The 14,405-nt window shown below is 53.9% G+C and carries 12 protein-coding genes; 7 read left to right on the top strand and 5 right to left on the bottom strand.

Annotated elements, in window-relative coordinates:
• Window positions 1-77 precede the first annotated feature (77 nt).
• Entirely contained in the window at window positions 78-1,640 is a 1,563-nt protein-coding gene (locus ACP3TC_RS09045; RefSeq protein ID WP_426818059.1) for a TerC family protein, read from the top strand.
• An 83-nt stretch (window positions 1,641-1,723) separates the two neighbouring features.
• On the opposite strand, the gene ACP3TC_RS09050 is transcribed toward ACP3TC_RS09045, so the two are convergent.
• From ACP3TC_RS09050 to pabB, 4 genes are all read right to left on the bottom strand, one after another.
• A complete protein-coding gene (locus ACP3TC_RS09050; protein ID WP_426818060.1) occupies window positions 1,724-3,271 on the bottom strand; it encodes an EAL domain-containing protein in 1,548 nt (515 codons plus the stop codon).
• A 216-nt stretch (window positions 3,272-3,487) separates the two neighbouring features.
• Window positions 3,488-4,852, bottom strand: coding sequence for an L-serine ammonia-lyase (sdaA, locus tag ACP3TC_RS09055; protein WP_313852261.1), 1,365 nt, complete (start codon window positions 4,850-4,852; stop codon window positions 3,488-3,490).
• Between the two features lie 301 nt (window positions 4,853-5,153).
• Window positions 5,154-5,729: a CoA pyrophosphatase gene (locus ACP3TC_RS09060; protein ID WP_426818061.1), complete on the bottom strand. Its 576-nt coding sequence runs from the start codon at window positions 5,727-5,729 to the stop codon at window positions 5,154-5,156.
• Entirely contained in the window at window positions 5,719-7,089 is a 1,371-nt protein-coding gene (gene pabB / locus ACP3TC_RS09065; RefSeq protein ID WP_426818062.1) for an aminodeoxychorismate synthase component 1, read from the bottom strand. The genes ACP3TC_RS09060 and pabB overlap by 11 nt, the downstream gene beginning before the upstream one ends.
• Before the next feature lie 112 nt (window positions 7,090-7,201).
• Here pabB and ACP3TC_RS09070 point away from each other — a divergent pair, with 112 nt between their 5' ends.
• A complete protein-coding gene (locus ACP3TC_RS09070; RefSeq protein ID WP_313852255.1) occupies window positions 7,202-7,387 on the top strand; it encodes a YoaH family protein in 186 nt (61 codons plus the stop codon).
• Between the two features lie 14 nt (window positions 7,388-7,401).
• Here the strand turns inward: ACP3TC_RS09070 and ACP3TC_RS09075 are convergent, their stop codons facing one another.
• Window positions 7,402-7,746: a RidA family protein gene (locus ACP3TC_RS09075; RefSeq protein WP_313852253.1), complete on the bottom strand. Its 345-nt coding sequence runs from the start codon at window positions 7,744-7,746 to the stop codon at window positions 7,402-7,404.
• Window positions 7,747-7,888: 142 nt separating this feature from the next.
• Here ACP3TC_RS09075 and ACP3TC_RS09080 point away from each other — a divergent pair, with 142 nt between their 5' ends.
• From ACP3TC_RS09080 to rnd, 5 genes are all read left to right on the top strand, one after another.
• Window positions 7,889-9,799, top strand: a complete 1,911-nt coding sequence (locus tag ACP3TC_RS09080; RefSeq protein ID WP_313852251.1) for an ATP-dependent DNA helicase — start codon at window positions 7,889-7,891, stop codon at window positions 9,797-9,799.
• 57 nt (window positions 9,800-9,856) lie between these two features.
• A complete protein-coding gene (gene tsaB, locus ACP3TC_RS09085) occupies window positions 9,857-10,558 on the top strand; it encodes a tRNA (adenosine(37)-N6)-threonylcarbamoyltransferase complex dimerization subunit type 1 TsaB (protein WP_313852250.1) in 702 nt (233 codons plus the stop codon).
• Between the two features lie 55 nt (window positions 10,559-10,613).
• Entirely contained in the window at window positions 10,614-11,210 is a 597-nt protein-coding gene (locus ACP3TC_RS09090; RefSeq protein ID WP_313857738.1) for a Slp family lipoprotein, read from the top strand.
• Window positions 11,211-11,432: 222 nt separating this feature from the next.
• Window positions 11,433-13,118, top strand: a complete 1,686-nt coding sequence (fadD, locus tag ACP3TC_RS09095; protein WP_313852249.1) for a long-chain-fatty-acid--CoA ligase FadD — start codon at window positions 11,433-11,435, stop codon at window positions 13,116-13,118.
• A gap of 114 nt (window positions 13,119-13,232) precedes the next feature.
• Window positions 13,233-14,354 carry a ribonuclease D gene (gene rnd, locus ACP3TC_RS09100; protein WP_313852248.1) on the top strand — a complete coding sequence of 374 codons (1,122 nt, stop codon included), beginning with the start codon at window positions 13,233-13,235 and terminating at the stop codon, window positions 14,352-14,354.
• Window positions 14,355-14,405 lie beyond the last annotated feature (51 nt).

The following is a 14,405-nucleotide window of genomic DNA, read 5'->3' on the forward strand; positions in this document are numbered from 1 at the left end:
ATTGCCTGTCGTTATTCCCCACGCACGCCCATTAATATGGTGGCGGCGTTGTCCTGTTCCTTGTTTCGGAGTCTGTAATGGAATTTCTCTTAGACCCCTCAATTTGGGCCGGTCTGCTGACGCTTATCTTTCTTGAGATCGTGCTGGGTATTGATAACCTGGTATTTATCGCCATTCTTGCGGATAAATTGCCACCGAAGCAGCGCGATAAAGCGCGTATTATCGGCCTGTCACTGGCGCTGTTGATGCGTCTGGGGCTGTTGTCGCTAATTTCGTGGATGGTGACGCTGACCAAGCCGTTATTCAGCGTGGCGGACTTTAGTTTCTCCGGGCGCGATTTGATTTTACTGTTCGGCGGTGTATTTCTGCTGTTTAAGGCAACCATGGAGTTGCATGAACGGCTGGAGAACCGTCAACATGAGAGTGATGGCAACCGCAGCTACGCCAGTTTTTGGGCAGTGGTGATTCAGATTGTCATACTGGATGCGGTGTTCTCACTTGATGCGGTAATAACCGCAGTCGGTATGGTGAATGACCTGGCAGTAATGATGACCGCGGTGATCATTGCGATGGGGGTTATGCTGCTGGCGTCCAAGCCGTTAACTAACTTTGTTAACGCGCATCCGACAGTTGTGGTGCTGTGTCTCAGCTTCCTGCTGATGATTGGTCTGAGCCTGGTCGCTGAAGGCTTTGGATTCCACATTCCGAAAGGTTACCTGTACGCGGCGATCGGCTTCTCGATTCTCATCGAGCTGTTTAACCAGATTGCGCGACGTAACTTTGTCCGTCATCAGTCGCACCGCCCGATGCGTGAGCGTACCGCAGAAGCGATTCTGCGCCTGATGGGCGGGCGCCAGGGTTCGCAGCAGGTAAACAGTGAGACCAGCGAAGTGACATCGGTAATGCCGAAGGAAGCCTTTAAGGACGAAGAGCGCTACATGATTAACGGCGTATTAACGCTGGCCTCGCGTTCGGTGCGCAGCATTATGACGCCGCGCGGCGAAATCTCCTGGGTTGATGCTGAGCGCCCGCTGGATGAGATTCGCATTCAGCTGCTGGATACGCCGCACAGCCTGTTCCCGGTGTGTCGCGGTGAACTGGATGAAATTATCGGTGTGGTGCGTGCCAAAGAGCTGTTAGTGGCGCTGGATCATGGTATTGATGTGGCCACTTTCGCGTCGGCGACGCCGCCGATTATCGTGCCAGAAACGCTCGATCCGATTAACCTGCTGGGTGTATTACGCCGTGCCAAGGGCAGCTTTGTGGTGGTAACCAATGAGTTTGGCGTGGTGCAGGGGCTGATCACACCGCTGGACGTGCTGGAAGCGATTGCCGGTGAATTTCCTGATGAGGATGAAACGCCGGATATCATTGCCGACGGCGACGGCTGGCTGGTTAAAGGCGGCACCGATCTTCACTCGTTGCAGCAGCTGCTGGATACTCAGGATTTGGTTAAAGCCGAAGACGATCATGCTTCGCTGGCGGGCTTACTGATTGCGCAGAAAGGACAGTTGCCGTTACCCGGTGATGTCATTGAGCTGCCGCCACTGCGCTTCCAGATTATCGAAGCGACAGATTATCGCGTGGATTTGGTGCGTGTGACCAAAGAACGCAACGAAATGGACGATGAAGAGGCCTGATGGTTGGCCCGGGCGAGGATAATCTCGCCATCCGAAGAGAAAAACGGCGCTTAACAGCGCCGTTTTTTTTCTATCAGAGCAGGCTAACGTTCACTCAGCCATGTCGGGAAATCGGCTAACGGCATCGGTCGGGCAAAATAATAGCCCTGTAAAATATCCACACCGCGTTCACGCAAATAGGCTGCCTGCTCAGCGGTTTCCACACCCTCGGCCACCAGGCTGATATTCAGACGCTGCGCCAGCGAAATCACCATATCGGTTACCGTGGCGTTAATCGCATCGGTGCCAATTGAAGCAGTGAAGATTTTATCGATTTTCAACACGTCGGGGCTGAGCGTCTTCAGGTAGGAAAGCGAGCTGTGGCCAGTACCGAAATCGTCAATCGCCAACTTAACGCCAGCTTTTTGCAGGTGTGAAACGACGCGTTGATCGACCACCGGCAGGGCATCACGTTCGGTGAGTTCAATTACCAGCTGTTGACGCGGATTAGCTGGCCACCACAGATGCTGTAAATCGTTGAGAATGGCGCGATTGTGAAAGTGGCTGGCCGCTACGTTAAGGGCGATATGAAAATCGGGAGTATCGGGCAGCGAAGGCAGTTGGCTGACGACCTCATTAATCACGTAACGCGTCAGCGGTGCAATCAGATTTTGGCGCTCGGCCATTGGAATAAATACATCCGGTGGAACCCAGCCCTGACGCGGATTATTCCAGCGCAACAGCAATTCTATGCCGTCACATTCTCCGGTACGCGCATTAATTAGCGGCTGGCAGTAAACAAGAAACTCGTGGGACGACAGGCCATAGCTGATCTCCCAGGCGATACTCATACGGTTAGCGGTTGCCAGCCAGACGATATAACCCGTCAGCAGACTGAGCAGAAGCGCCAGCGGCAATTGAGAAGGAACGGCTGCGAGCGCCAGGCGTGCTGGCGATGGGCCAAACAGAGTAATTGTGTAGGGGTAGCGCAGCGAAGCCTCTTCGTAACTCACCTCATCTTCAGAGGGAATGGCCGGCTGAATCAGTGGGGTGCCGTATTCAAGGCTTTTACCGCCAACATTAAATATTGCCCGCTCAACCCACGGCAATGTCGGTTCGAGCAGATAATTGCTCATCATCTCGACGTTAATAACCTGCAGAATGCCGGATTTATTATTATCCTGCGATATGGGGGTCCACAGTATTAACACCGGTGAGCCTTTAAGCAGATAGTTATCGGTAGTCAACAGCATGCGCTGATTATGGATCGCCAGTTCAGGATATATTTTACTGAATGACAGGGTACGTTCACCAAATATGCTGGAGCAATAGATGCTGTCACTCTCTACCAATAACAGCGAGCGTAGTGTTTGCAGGGCCGCCAGTTTCTCCACCAGCGTAAAGCGCACGTCGCTACAGCGCTGACCGACCAGCCCGAGATTATCATTCGCTGATACATCCAGTGGCGAAAACATGCGGTCAAAGCGCAGAATGGCTTCATTGGCAAAGGTGTGTGACTGTTGCTCAATGCGATTTTTCTCTTCGAAAAAACGAAAAGCCAGGGTAAGAAAAATCACTAATGCGGCGACAGTTGCAGCAATAAATAGTCGTTTTCGGCGAAACTGACTAACAATTTGCTGGGACACTTGCATCAGTAACCATCCTTAAGTAAGCGCCAATGAAATTGCGAGTTTTAGTTATCGACCTTGCCTGGTGAAAGTTTAGTAGCAATGAATATAAATCGCTGTGAGCACAAGAACAACGCGGCCGTATAAGGCCGCGTTGTTCTACTGTAGCGTGTTAACAGCATAACCGATAGTTAGTAAGGTAACTACCGTGATGTCGCAGAATGCTAACTTTAAGAAAAATCAGTCACATTGTACTTTGATCGCCAGCCCACCACGCGAGGTTTCACGATACTTGGCGTTCATGTCTTTGCCGGTTTCGTACATGGTTTCGATGACTTTATCCAGCGAGACGCGCGGCTGACTGGTGCGGCGCATTGCCATACGCGCAGAGTTGATCGCTTTTACCGAGGCGATAGCGTTACGCTCGATGCACGGCACCTGCACCTGACCCGCAACCGGATCGCATGTAAGACCGAGGTTGTGCTCCATACCAATTTCGGCCGCGACGCAAACCTGCTCTGGGCTGGCACCCAGCAATTCCGCGAGGCCAGCGGCAGCCATCGAACAGGCGACGCCGACTTCGCCCTGACAACCCACTTCAGCACCTGAAATAGAAGCATTCATTTTGTACAGCACGCCAACCGCACCGGCAGCAAGGAAATAACGGATAAAAATATCCGGGCTGACCGATTCAATAAAGTGATCGTAGTAAGCCAGCACCGCAGGAACAATGCCGCAGGCACCGTTAGTTGGGGCGGTAACCACCCGGCCACCGGCGGCATTCTCTTCATTTACCGCCAGCGCAAACATATTAACCCAGTCAATTACGTTCATCGGATCGCTGGAGAGCTTATCGGATGACACCAGCAAACGACGCAGCGCTGCAGCACGACGCGGTACCCGCAGCGGCCCAGGCAGCACGCCTTCGGTATTCAGGCCCCGATCGATACAGTCGCGCATCGCCTGCCAGACATCGCCAAAATACTTCTCGATATCCTGGCGGCTGTGCAGCGCCAGTTCGTTTTTCATTACCATGCCGGAGAGTGACAGGCCGGTTTCATGGCAGTGAGCCAGCATCTCTTTTGCCGAATGGAAAGGATACGGCACGCTGACCTCGTCCAGCGTGGACTCACCAAAATGCTCTTCATCGACAATAAAACCACCGCCGATAGAGTAATAGGTTTTGCTGTAGATTGGTTGATCACCGGCAAAAGCGTGAATGCGCATGCCGTTCTCATGCAGCGACAGGTTATCACTGCGGAACACCATCCCGCCTTCACGTGGGAAATCGACTTCATGCTCACCATTCGCCAGCAGCAGCCGCTGACGTTGCTCAACATCACGAATAAAGCCAGGAATGCTGTCGATATCGACGCTATCGGGAGACGCGCCTGACAGGCCCATAATAATGGCGATATCAGTGTGGTGACCTTTGCCGGTCAGAGAAAGGGAACCATACACATCGACGGCAATACGCGTAACAGAAGAGATCTGGCCATTCTTTACCAGATCATCGACGAACTGTTTGCCGGCTTTCATCGGTCCTACCGTATGAGAACTGGAAGGGCCAATGCCGATCTTAAACATGTCGAAAACGCTAATCACGCTACACGCTCCTTAAAATGGTTATCTCTGCCCTGGTTATCGGGTGAGCAGAGCGACTGGTGGCAATCATGCGGGAAAAAAGATGGCTATCGCATGAAAAAAACTTATCTAAAAGAACATTCAGGCTAATGCCCGGCCTGTTTGCCGCTGGCATAGCATAACTGACTTTGTTTGTGCGAGGAATATAAATGAAAAGCCGCCTGATGTAAGTGATTTGGATCGCTTACTCAGGAATTGCCAGTGAAAAATAATGTTTTGTTCGGATATCAGGCGATAATTGCTGTGAAATGCATCAGCCGCATCAGGGCTGACCAATCTGCAGGCTGAGCTGGCGGATAATTCCGGCGGTCATGCCCCAGACAAAGTAATCCTCAAACCACGATAACCACACGCGATGCTCAATGCCATGACGGTGGATATCCAGCGGCGTATAGCGGCCAAGCCGCAGCGCTTCCTGCAGTGGCATTTCAAACACCGCCGCCACTTCATCTTCACTGGGCTGGTAAGTGATGGTGTCCGGCAGGATGCCGACCACCGGCGTAACCTGAAAGCCAGTGCTGCTGGTTACGGCGGGCAGGGTGCCAATCACCTGCACGCTGGCTGGCGTAATCGCCACTTCCTCTTCGGCTTCGCGCAGGGCAGTAAACACCAGTGAGGGATCGCTGTGGTCCATCATGCCGCCGGGAAACGCCACCTGGCCAGCATGCTTACGCAGCGAATCGGCACGACGGGTCAACAACAGTGTCGGCTGCGGGCGGGCGATAATCGGCACCAGCACCGCCGCGCGACGGGTTGGTAGCCCGGCAGGTTGCGTTTGGGGCTGTTGCAGCATAAAGCGGGTGATAAACTGTGACAGCGTGAGTGATTTAGCCGTCATGCCGTTGATCCAGTAAATAAGGAAGAATGCGATTCACTTTGTCGTAGGTTTCCTGATATTCAGCCTGCTGATTACTGTCGGCAACGATGCCACCGCCTGCAGAGCAGAACAGCTGTCCCTGTTCGGCAATTAGCGTGCGGATGGTAATACTGGTATCCATACGGCCGCACAGGCTGAGGTAGCCAATACTGCCGCACCAGGCATTACGCCGCTGTGGTTCCAGCTCTTCAATAATTTCCATTGCGCGCACTTTCGGTGCGCCGGTAATCGAGCCGCCGGGGAAGCAGGCGCGCAGCAAATCGCTGGCATTCAGTTCGGGTTTCAGTTGCGCACGAATAGTACTGACCAGATGATGTACCGCCGGGAAAGGTTCAACGACAAACAGCTGCGGCACTTTAACCGTACCGGGTTGTGCTACCCGGCCAATATCATTACGCAACAAATCGACAATCATCAGATTTTCTGCGCGATCTTTCGGCGACGCCGCCAGTTTTTCCGCCTGATGGCGATCGGCCTCAGCCTCCGCTAAGCGTGGCAGGGTGCCTTTAATCGGACGGGTTTCAATCTCTCCCTGTTGCAGTTCGAGAAAACGCTCCGGTGACAGGCTAAGAATCGCGCTCTGTTCCAGCCTGAGAAAAGCGCTGAATGGCGCGCGGTTCTGCTGATTCAACAGAGTGAACGCCTGCCATTCATCACCACGATAACTGGCGGTGAAGCGCTGAGCGAGATTTACCTGATAACAATCGCCCGCTTGCAGATACTGCTGTATGCTGTCGAACTTCTCACCGTACTGCGCGGGCGTCATATTCGATTGCCATTCGCTGGTGAGGGTAAAGTCTTCAGTCGGCTGTGCCGTCGGCAACGTCAGCAGCCAGTCGCGTCGGGCCTCATGCTGCTGGTGGGTAATCAGCGTCAGCGTCTGGCGATGATGATCGGCGACAAGCGCCCAGTCATAAAGCCCGACCGCCATATCCGGCGTGGTCAAATCGGCGCTGGCAGTCTGCGGCAGTTGCTCGAAACGTCGCCCAAGATCGTAACCAAACAGCCCCAGTGCGCCTCCCTGAAAAGGAAGGTCGGGATGCTGCACGGTCGGTAGATTCAGCTCATCCAGCGCTTGCTGCAACAGCGTCAGCGGGTCAGCCGCCGACTCGATAAGGATGCCATCCCGCTGCCAGCGCGTGATGTTACCGCGAGTTTGCAGCGTGGCGCAGGGCTCTGCCACCATAATATCGAAACGGTTATCGGCATGCTCGGCGAAGCCGGAACTGAGCAGCATTGCCCAGGGCAGATGTGCCGCGCGTGCAAACAGATTATGCAGAGCGTCGGGCGTATAGTCTAAGGCGTGGTAAACAGGCAGCATCGAATTAAGCAGGTCGTCACATCAGAAAAGTGCAAGCCTGGCATATTTTTGCCTTGCTGGCATCTGTTTGTTAGCCGTGAAATAATTTGCATCTTCATTGTAAGGAGTCACCATGATTACAGGTCTTCCAGCATTATCACATGAACAGCAGCAGCAAGCTGTGGAGCGTATTCAGGAATTGATGTCGCAGGGAATGAGCAGTGGCCAGGCAATTACGCTGGTGGCGCAGGAGATCCGTGAAACCCACACCGGTGGGCATATTACGGCGCGTTTCGAAGACGAGGACGACGAAGAGTAACGCGCCGCGCTGGCTTACATCGCCGCGATAACCTTGATCTCAACTTTATATTTCGGATTCATCAGATTCGCCTGCACCGTGCAGCGTACCGGTGCGTTACCCGGTGACACCCATGCGTCCCACGCACGGTTCATCGCCGGGAAATCTTCCAGGTTCACCAGAAAAATGGTGGCATCCAGAATACGACTTTTATCAGAACCGACACGCGTCAGAAGCGCATCGATCACCGCCAGCGCATTGGCCGTTTGCGCTTCAGCATCCTCATCCAGATTTTCCGGCACGCTGGTGTAATAAACAGTCTGATTATGAATCACTGCTTCAGACATGCGGTGCTCAGGATCAATTCGGGTAATGCTCATTTAGATTTCCTTCTGAAGGGTTTCGGCTGCCAGCCTGCCACAGAAAGCATCCTGCTGTCATCTGTGGTGCAGGGCGATTAAGGTGGAGGAGGATACAAAATACTGACATAATTACAGTGTTTTTCTCCGACAGAGAGGGTATGTGGCAGACGATTTTGCAGCAGATGGCGCACTGGCGCGGGAAATTCCCGGCTTTAAACCGCGTGAAGCGCAGCGACAAATGGCTGAGGCGGTCACCAAAGCCATTGAAAACCGCAGCGAGCTGGTAGTCGAGGCGGGTACCGGCACGGGTAAAACTTTTGCCTATTTGGCTCCGGCACTGCGCTCCGGTAAAAAAGTGATCGTCTCTACCGGCTCGAAGGCGTTGCAGGATCAGCTGTACAGCCGCGACTTACCGACCGTAGCGCGTGCGCTGAAATTCAAAGGCAGCCTCGCGTTGCTGAAAGGGCGCTCCAACTATCTCTGTCTTGAACGTCTCGAACAGCAGTCTATGGCCGGTGGTGAGCTGGCGGTGCAGGCAATGAGCGATCTGGTTCATCTGCGCGGCTGGTCAAATGAAACCGTGGACGGCGATATCAGTACCTGCGGCGGCGTGGCCGAAGACAGTACCATCTGGCCGCTGGTGACCAGCACTAATGATAACTGCCTCGGCAGTGACTGCCCGCTGTATAAAGATTGCTTTGTGGTGAAAGCGCGCCGTCGCGCGATGGATGCCGATGTGGTGGTGGTTAACCATCATCTTTTTCTCGCCGATATGGTGGTGAAAGAGAGCGGTTTTGCCGAGTTAATCCCCGAAGCCGACGTGATGATCTTCGATGAAGCCCATCAGGTGCCGGATATTGCCAGCCAGTATTTTGGACAGCAGCTCTCCAGCCGTCAGTTAATCGATCTGGCGAAAGATATTACCATTGCCTACCGCACCGAAATCCGCGATGCCCAGCAGTTGCAAAAATCTGCCGATCGGCTGGCGCAGTGTGCGCAGGATTTTCGCCTGGCGCTGGGCGATCCGGGTTTTCGCGGCAACTTACGTGAACTACTCAGTGACAGCCATATTCAGCGGGCGCTGACATTGCTGGATGACGCACTGGAACTCTGTTACGACGTGGCAAAAATGTCGCTGGGTCGCTCGGCGCTGCTGGATGCTGCTTTTGAACGTGCTGCGCTGTATCGCAACCGGCTGAAGCGGTTGAAAGACGTGTCGCAGCCGGGCTACAGCTACTGGTATGAGTGTAATTCACGCCACTTTGTTCTGGCGCTGACGCCGCTGTCGGTCTCCGAACGCTTCCGCGAAGTGATGGATGAGCGCCCGGCAGCGTGGATTTTCACCTCAGCGACGCTTTCAGTTAATGAACAGATGAGCCACTTCGTTGAGCGGCTGGGCGTAACGGGTGCAGAGTCGATGATTCTCTCCAGTCCGTTTGATTACGCCAGCCAGGCGCTGCTGTGCGTGCCGCGTAATCTGCCTTCACCGAATCAGCCAGACGGTGCGCGTCAGCTGGCTCGCATGCTGTTACCGCTGATCGAGGCGAATAATGGCCGCTGCTTCTTTCTCTGTACCTCGCACAAAATGATGCGTGAGCTGGCAGAACAGTTTCGCGCGCTGCTGACCCTGCCGGTGCTGTTGCAGGGCGAGACCAGCAAAGGACAGTTGCTGAAACAGTTTGTTGCTGCCGGCAACGCCTTATTGGTTGCCACCAGCAGTTTCTGGGAAGGCGTCGATGTGCGCGGCGATGCGCTGTCACTGGTGATTATTGATAAGCTGCCGTTTACCTCGCCTGACGATCCGCTGTTAAAAGCGCGGATGGAAGATTGCAAGGTGCGCGGCGGTGAGCCGTTTGATGATGTGCAGCTGCCGGACGCGGTTATCACTCTGAAACAAGGGGTGGGGCGTCTGATTCGTGATGTTGACGATCGTGGCGTGCTGGTGATTTGCGATAACCGGCTGGTTATGCGCCCCTATGGCGCTGTATTTCTTAACAGCTTGCCGCCGACGCCACGTACCCGCGATATCCAGCAGGCAGTTGATTTCCTTACCTCTGCGTCAGCGCAGTAATTCGCGGTACCTTGTGCTAAGATGCCGCCGAAAATTTTTATCCCGCCTGAGGTTGCTATGTCCACGCGAATTTTAGCCATTGATACCGCCACTGAAGCTTGTTCAGTAGCGCTGTTAAATGATGAAAACATTGATGCCCTGTTTGAACTCTGTCCGCGTGAGCATACGCAACGCATTCTGCCGATGGTGCAGCAGGTGCTGGAAAATAATCAGTTAAGCTTAAGCCAGCTGGATGCGCTGGCTTTTGGCCGTGGACCGGGCAGTTTTACCGGCGTGCGTATTGGCATTGGTATCGCGCAGGGGCTGGGGCTGGGCGCCGATCTTCCGCTGATTGGCGTGTCGACGCTGGCGACCATGGCGCAGGGCGCATGGCGTCAGACCGGTGCTACCCGGGTGCTGGCAGCGATTGACGCGCGGATGGGCGAAGTCTACTGGGCAGAGTACCAGCGCGATGAGCAGGGTAACTGGCTGGGTGAAAGCACTGAAGCGGTGCTGAAGCCGGACGCAGCCATGGCGCGTATGGCACAGCTGGATGGCGAATGGGCCACGGTTGGCACCGGCTGGCAAGCCTGGCCGGAGTTAGCGGCGCAAAGTCCTTTACGCTTAACCGCTACCGCCGTTGAACTGCCCGCCGCGCAAGATATGCTGCCACTGGCGGTGCTGGCGCTGGCCGCAGGCAACACCGTTGCCGCAGAGCATGCCGAGCCAACTTATCTGCGCAACGAAGTGACCTGGAAAAAATTGCCTGGACGTCAGTAACCGGCAACTTTTTTACCGGCTGAGAGTCTAAAAAACAGTACAGGGAGAGATCATGATGCGTAAACGTTTTTTTGGCCCGGTCAGTGCTTTATTGCTGGCAACTGTTTTACTTTCTGGCTGCGTTTCCATACCCGATTCGGTAAAAGGAAACTCGGCCGTTCCACAGCAAGATTTACTGCGCGTGATGAACGCGCCACAGCTCTTTGTCGGTCAGGAAGCGCGCTTCGGCGGTAAGGTGGTGAACGTCACTAATCTCACCGGTCGCACGCGTTTAGAGATTGCCACTCAGCGACTGGATGACGGCGCGCGGCCTATTCTCGGCTCGGCTTCTGTCGGGCGAATATTTGCCGATGTGAATGGTTTTATCGATCCGGTCGATGTGAATAATCAAATGGTGACGGTCGTCGGGCAGATTACCGGCACTGAAAAAGGGGAAATCGGTAAGGCTTCCTATAACTTTGTGGTAGTGAATGTGAGTGGTTATCAGCGCTGGCATATGACACAACAGGTTATTGTTCCGCCACAGCCGATAGACCCGTGGATCTGGTACGGTCCACCGCGCGGCCGACATGGCGGCTACTGGGGCCCAGGCCCGTGGGGCGGTTTTTACAATCCCGCACCGGCGCAGGTACAAACAATTTTGACAGAGTAATCCTCGCAGTAACATCGTGTTAAAACATTTTGCGGCCCGGTCGCGGTATCCAGCGTCCGGGCTTTTTTATTTAATTTCTCAGGGATTGAGAAATTTAGTGATGTGCTTCGCAACCTCGTCACAGAGAGATCTGCAAACTGGTACGCTGAGTTAAAATATTGTTAACAAGGCGTGCTGGCAGAGGCTGCGATGACAACAAATTATAATTTCCGAGGTGAATCCTTGAAAAAGGTTTGGCTTAACCGTTATCCGGCCGACGTTCCGGCTGAAATAAATTCTGAGCGCTATTCGTCGTTAATTGACCTGTTTGAGCAGGCGGCAAAACGCTATGCCGATCAGCCCGCATTTATCAATATGGGGCAGGCGATGACCTTCCGTAAGCTGGAAGAGCGCAGTCGGGCGTTTGCGGCTTATTTGCAGCAAGGGCTGGGGTTGAAAAAGGGCGACCGGGTGGCACTGATGATGCCAAACCTGTTGCAGTACCCGATAGCGCTGTTTGGCGTGCTGCGCGCCGGAATGATTGTGGTCAACGTCAATCCGCTGTATACCCCGCGCGAGCTTGAGCATCAGTTGAATGACAGTGGTGCCAGCGCCATTGTGCTGGTTTCCAACTTTGCCCATACGCTGGAAAAGGTGGTGGAGAAAACTCAGGTTAAACACGTTATCCTCACCCGACTGGGCGATCAGCTTTCTCCGGCCAAAGCCACTCTGGTTAACTTTGTCGTTAAGTACATTAAGCGGCTGGTGCCAAAATATAACCTGCCGAACGCCGTCTCTTTTCGCAGCGCCATGCATCAGGGCTACCGGTTACAATATGTTAAACCGGACATCATTAATGACGATCTGGCCTTCCTGCAATATACCGGTGGCACCACCGGCGTGGCGAAAGGCGCGATGCTGACCCACCGCAATATGCAGGCCAACCTTGAGCAGACCAAGGCCACGTATGGTTCGTTATTGCAGGACGGTAATGAAAGCGTGGTCACCGCGCTGCCGCTGTATCATATATTCGCGCTGACGGTTAACTGTCTGCTGTTTATCGAACTGGGCGGGTGTAACCTGTTAATTACCAACCCGCGCGATATTCCCGGTCTGGTTAAAGAGCTGGGTAAGTATCCCTTCACCGCCATTACCGGCGTCAACACTCTGTTTAATGCGCTGCTGAATGACAAAGACTTCCAGAAACTGGACTTCTCCTCACTGCGTTTATCGGCCGGTGGCGGTATGTCGGTGCAGAAGGCGGTGGCTGAGCGCTGGGAAAAACTAACCGGGCACTATCTGCTGGAAGGTTACGGACTGACAGAGTGCTCACCGCTGGTGTCGGTTAACCCCTACGACATTACCTGCCATAATGGCAGCATCGGTTTACCGGTGCCCTCTACCGATATCAGACTGGTGGATGATGAGGGTAACGAAGTGCCAGAGGGCGAGCCCGGTGAGCTTTGCATCAAAGGGCCACAGGTAATGCTCGGTTACTGGCAGCATCCCAAAGCCACTGATGAAGTGTTAAAAAATGGATGGCTTCGCAGCGGCGATATTGTTACCGTTGACCATGAAGGCTTCCTGCGGATTGTCGATCGCAAAAAGGATATGATTCTGGTTTCTGGCTTTAACGTCTATCCGAATGAGATCGAAGATGTGCTGATGCAACATCCGAAAGTGCGCGAAGCCGCCGCCATCGGTGTGCCAAGCGATCTGTCCGGCGAAGCGGTAAAAATCTGCGTAGTGAAAAAGGATGATTCACTGAGCAAAGATGAGCTTATTGAGCATTGTCGTCGCTACTTAACCGGATATAAAGTGCCGAAAATTGTCGAATTTCGTGACGAGCTACCGAAAAGCAATGTCGGTAAAATTTTGCGTCGTGAGCTGCGTGACGAAGCGATAAAAGTAGCGAAAGAGAGTCAGTAGCCTGGAGTATTGCTGCTAACAGTTTAAAAAACGCCGGAAATCCCGGCGTTTTTATTGATATCAACACCTGAGTACTGCCTGTTTTCAGTTTGCAGGCGGCGAGAGATAACCACTTTGAATTATTCACTAATTACGACTGATGATGCGCTGGCCGAGGTTTGTCAGGCTGCGCGCCAGTTCCCGGCGCTGGCGCTGGATACCGAATTTGTCCGTACCCGCACTTACTATCCCCGTTTAGGCTTGATCCAGCTGTACGATGGTGAGCGGCTGTCGCTTATCGATCCGCTGGCCATCAGCGACTGGTCGCCGTTTGAAGCGTTGCTGAGTGACGTTAAGGTGATCAAGTTTCTGCACGCTGGTAGCGAAGATCTGGAAGTGTTTCTCAACGAATTCGGCGTGATGCCGCAGCCGATGATTGATACGCAAATCCTCGCGGCGTTTAGCGGCCGCCCGCTATCCTGCGGTTTTGCCACCATTGTGGAGTCTTTTACCGGCATTGCGCTGGACAAAAGCGAGTCGCGAACCGACTGGATTGCTCGTCCGCTGACTGAGCGCCAGTGTGAATATGCCGCTGCCGATGTGTTCTATCTGCTGCCGATTGCCCATAAGTTGGTGGCTGAGACCGAAGCAGCAGGTCAGATGGCTGCTGCGCTGAGTGAATGTCAGCTGCTGTGTCAGCGTCGTAGCGATATTCTGCTGCCGGAAGACGCGTGGCGCGAAATCAGCAATGCCTGGCAGTTGCGCCCACGTCAGCTGGCGGCGCTGCGGCTGATGGCGGCCTGGCGTCTCGATTTGGCGCGTGAGAAGGATATGGCGGTCAACTTTGTGGTGCGTGAAGAGAACTTGTGGAAAGTGGCGCGCTATATGCCGGGTTCGCTGGGCGAGCTGGATCATCTCGGCCTCAACGGTCATGAAATCCGCTTCCACGGTAAAACGCTGGTGGGTTTTGTTGAGCAGGCCAATGCGCTACCGGAAGATCAGCTGCCAGAGCCGCTGAGCAATATTATTGAACACCCGGACTATAAAAGGGCGTTTAAGGCGTTGAAAGCACTGGTACAGGAAGCGAGTGAGCGCTCAGGATTGAGTCAGGAGCTGCTGGCGTCACGTCGTCAGATCAATCAGCTGTTAAGCTGGCACTGGCGTATCAAACCACGTGAGCGTTTACCGGAGCTGTTAGCCGGCTGGCGTGGTGAACTGATGGAAAAAGAGATAAACCAACTGTTGGCGCAGTACTAAACCGCCACGCTGAAAACATTTCCCCTGCAACAGCGCAGGGGAAACTTAACG

The sequence above is a fragment of the Winslowiella sp. 2C04 genome (genome assembly GCF_050037805.1).
GTDB classification, from domain to species: Bacteria; Pseudomonadota; Gammaproteobacteria; order Enterobacterales; family Enterobacteriaceae; genus Erwinia; species Erwinia toletana_A.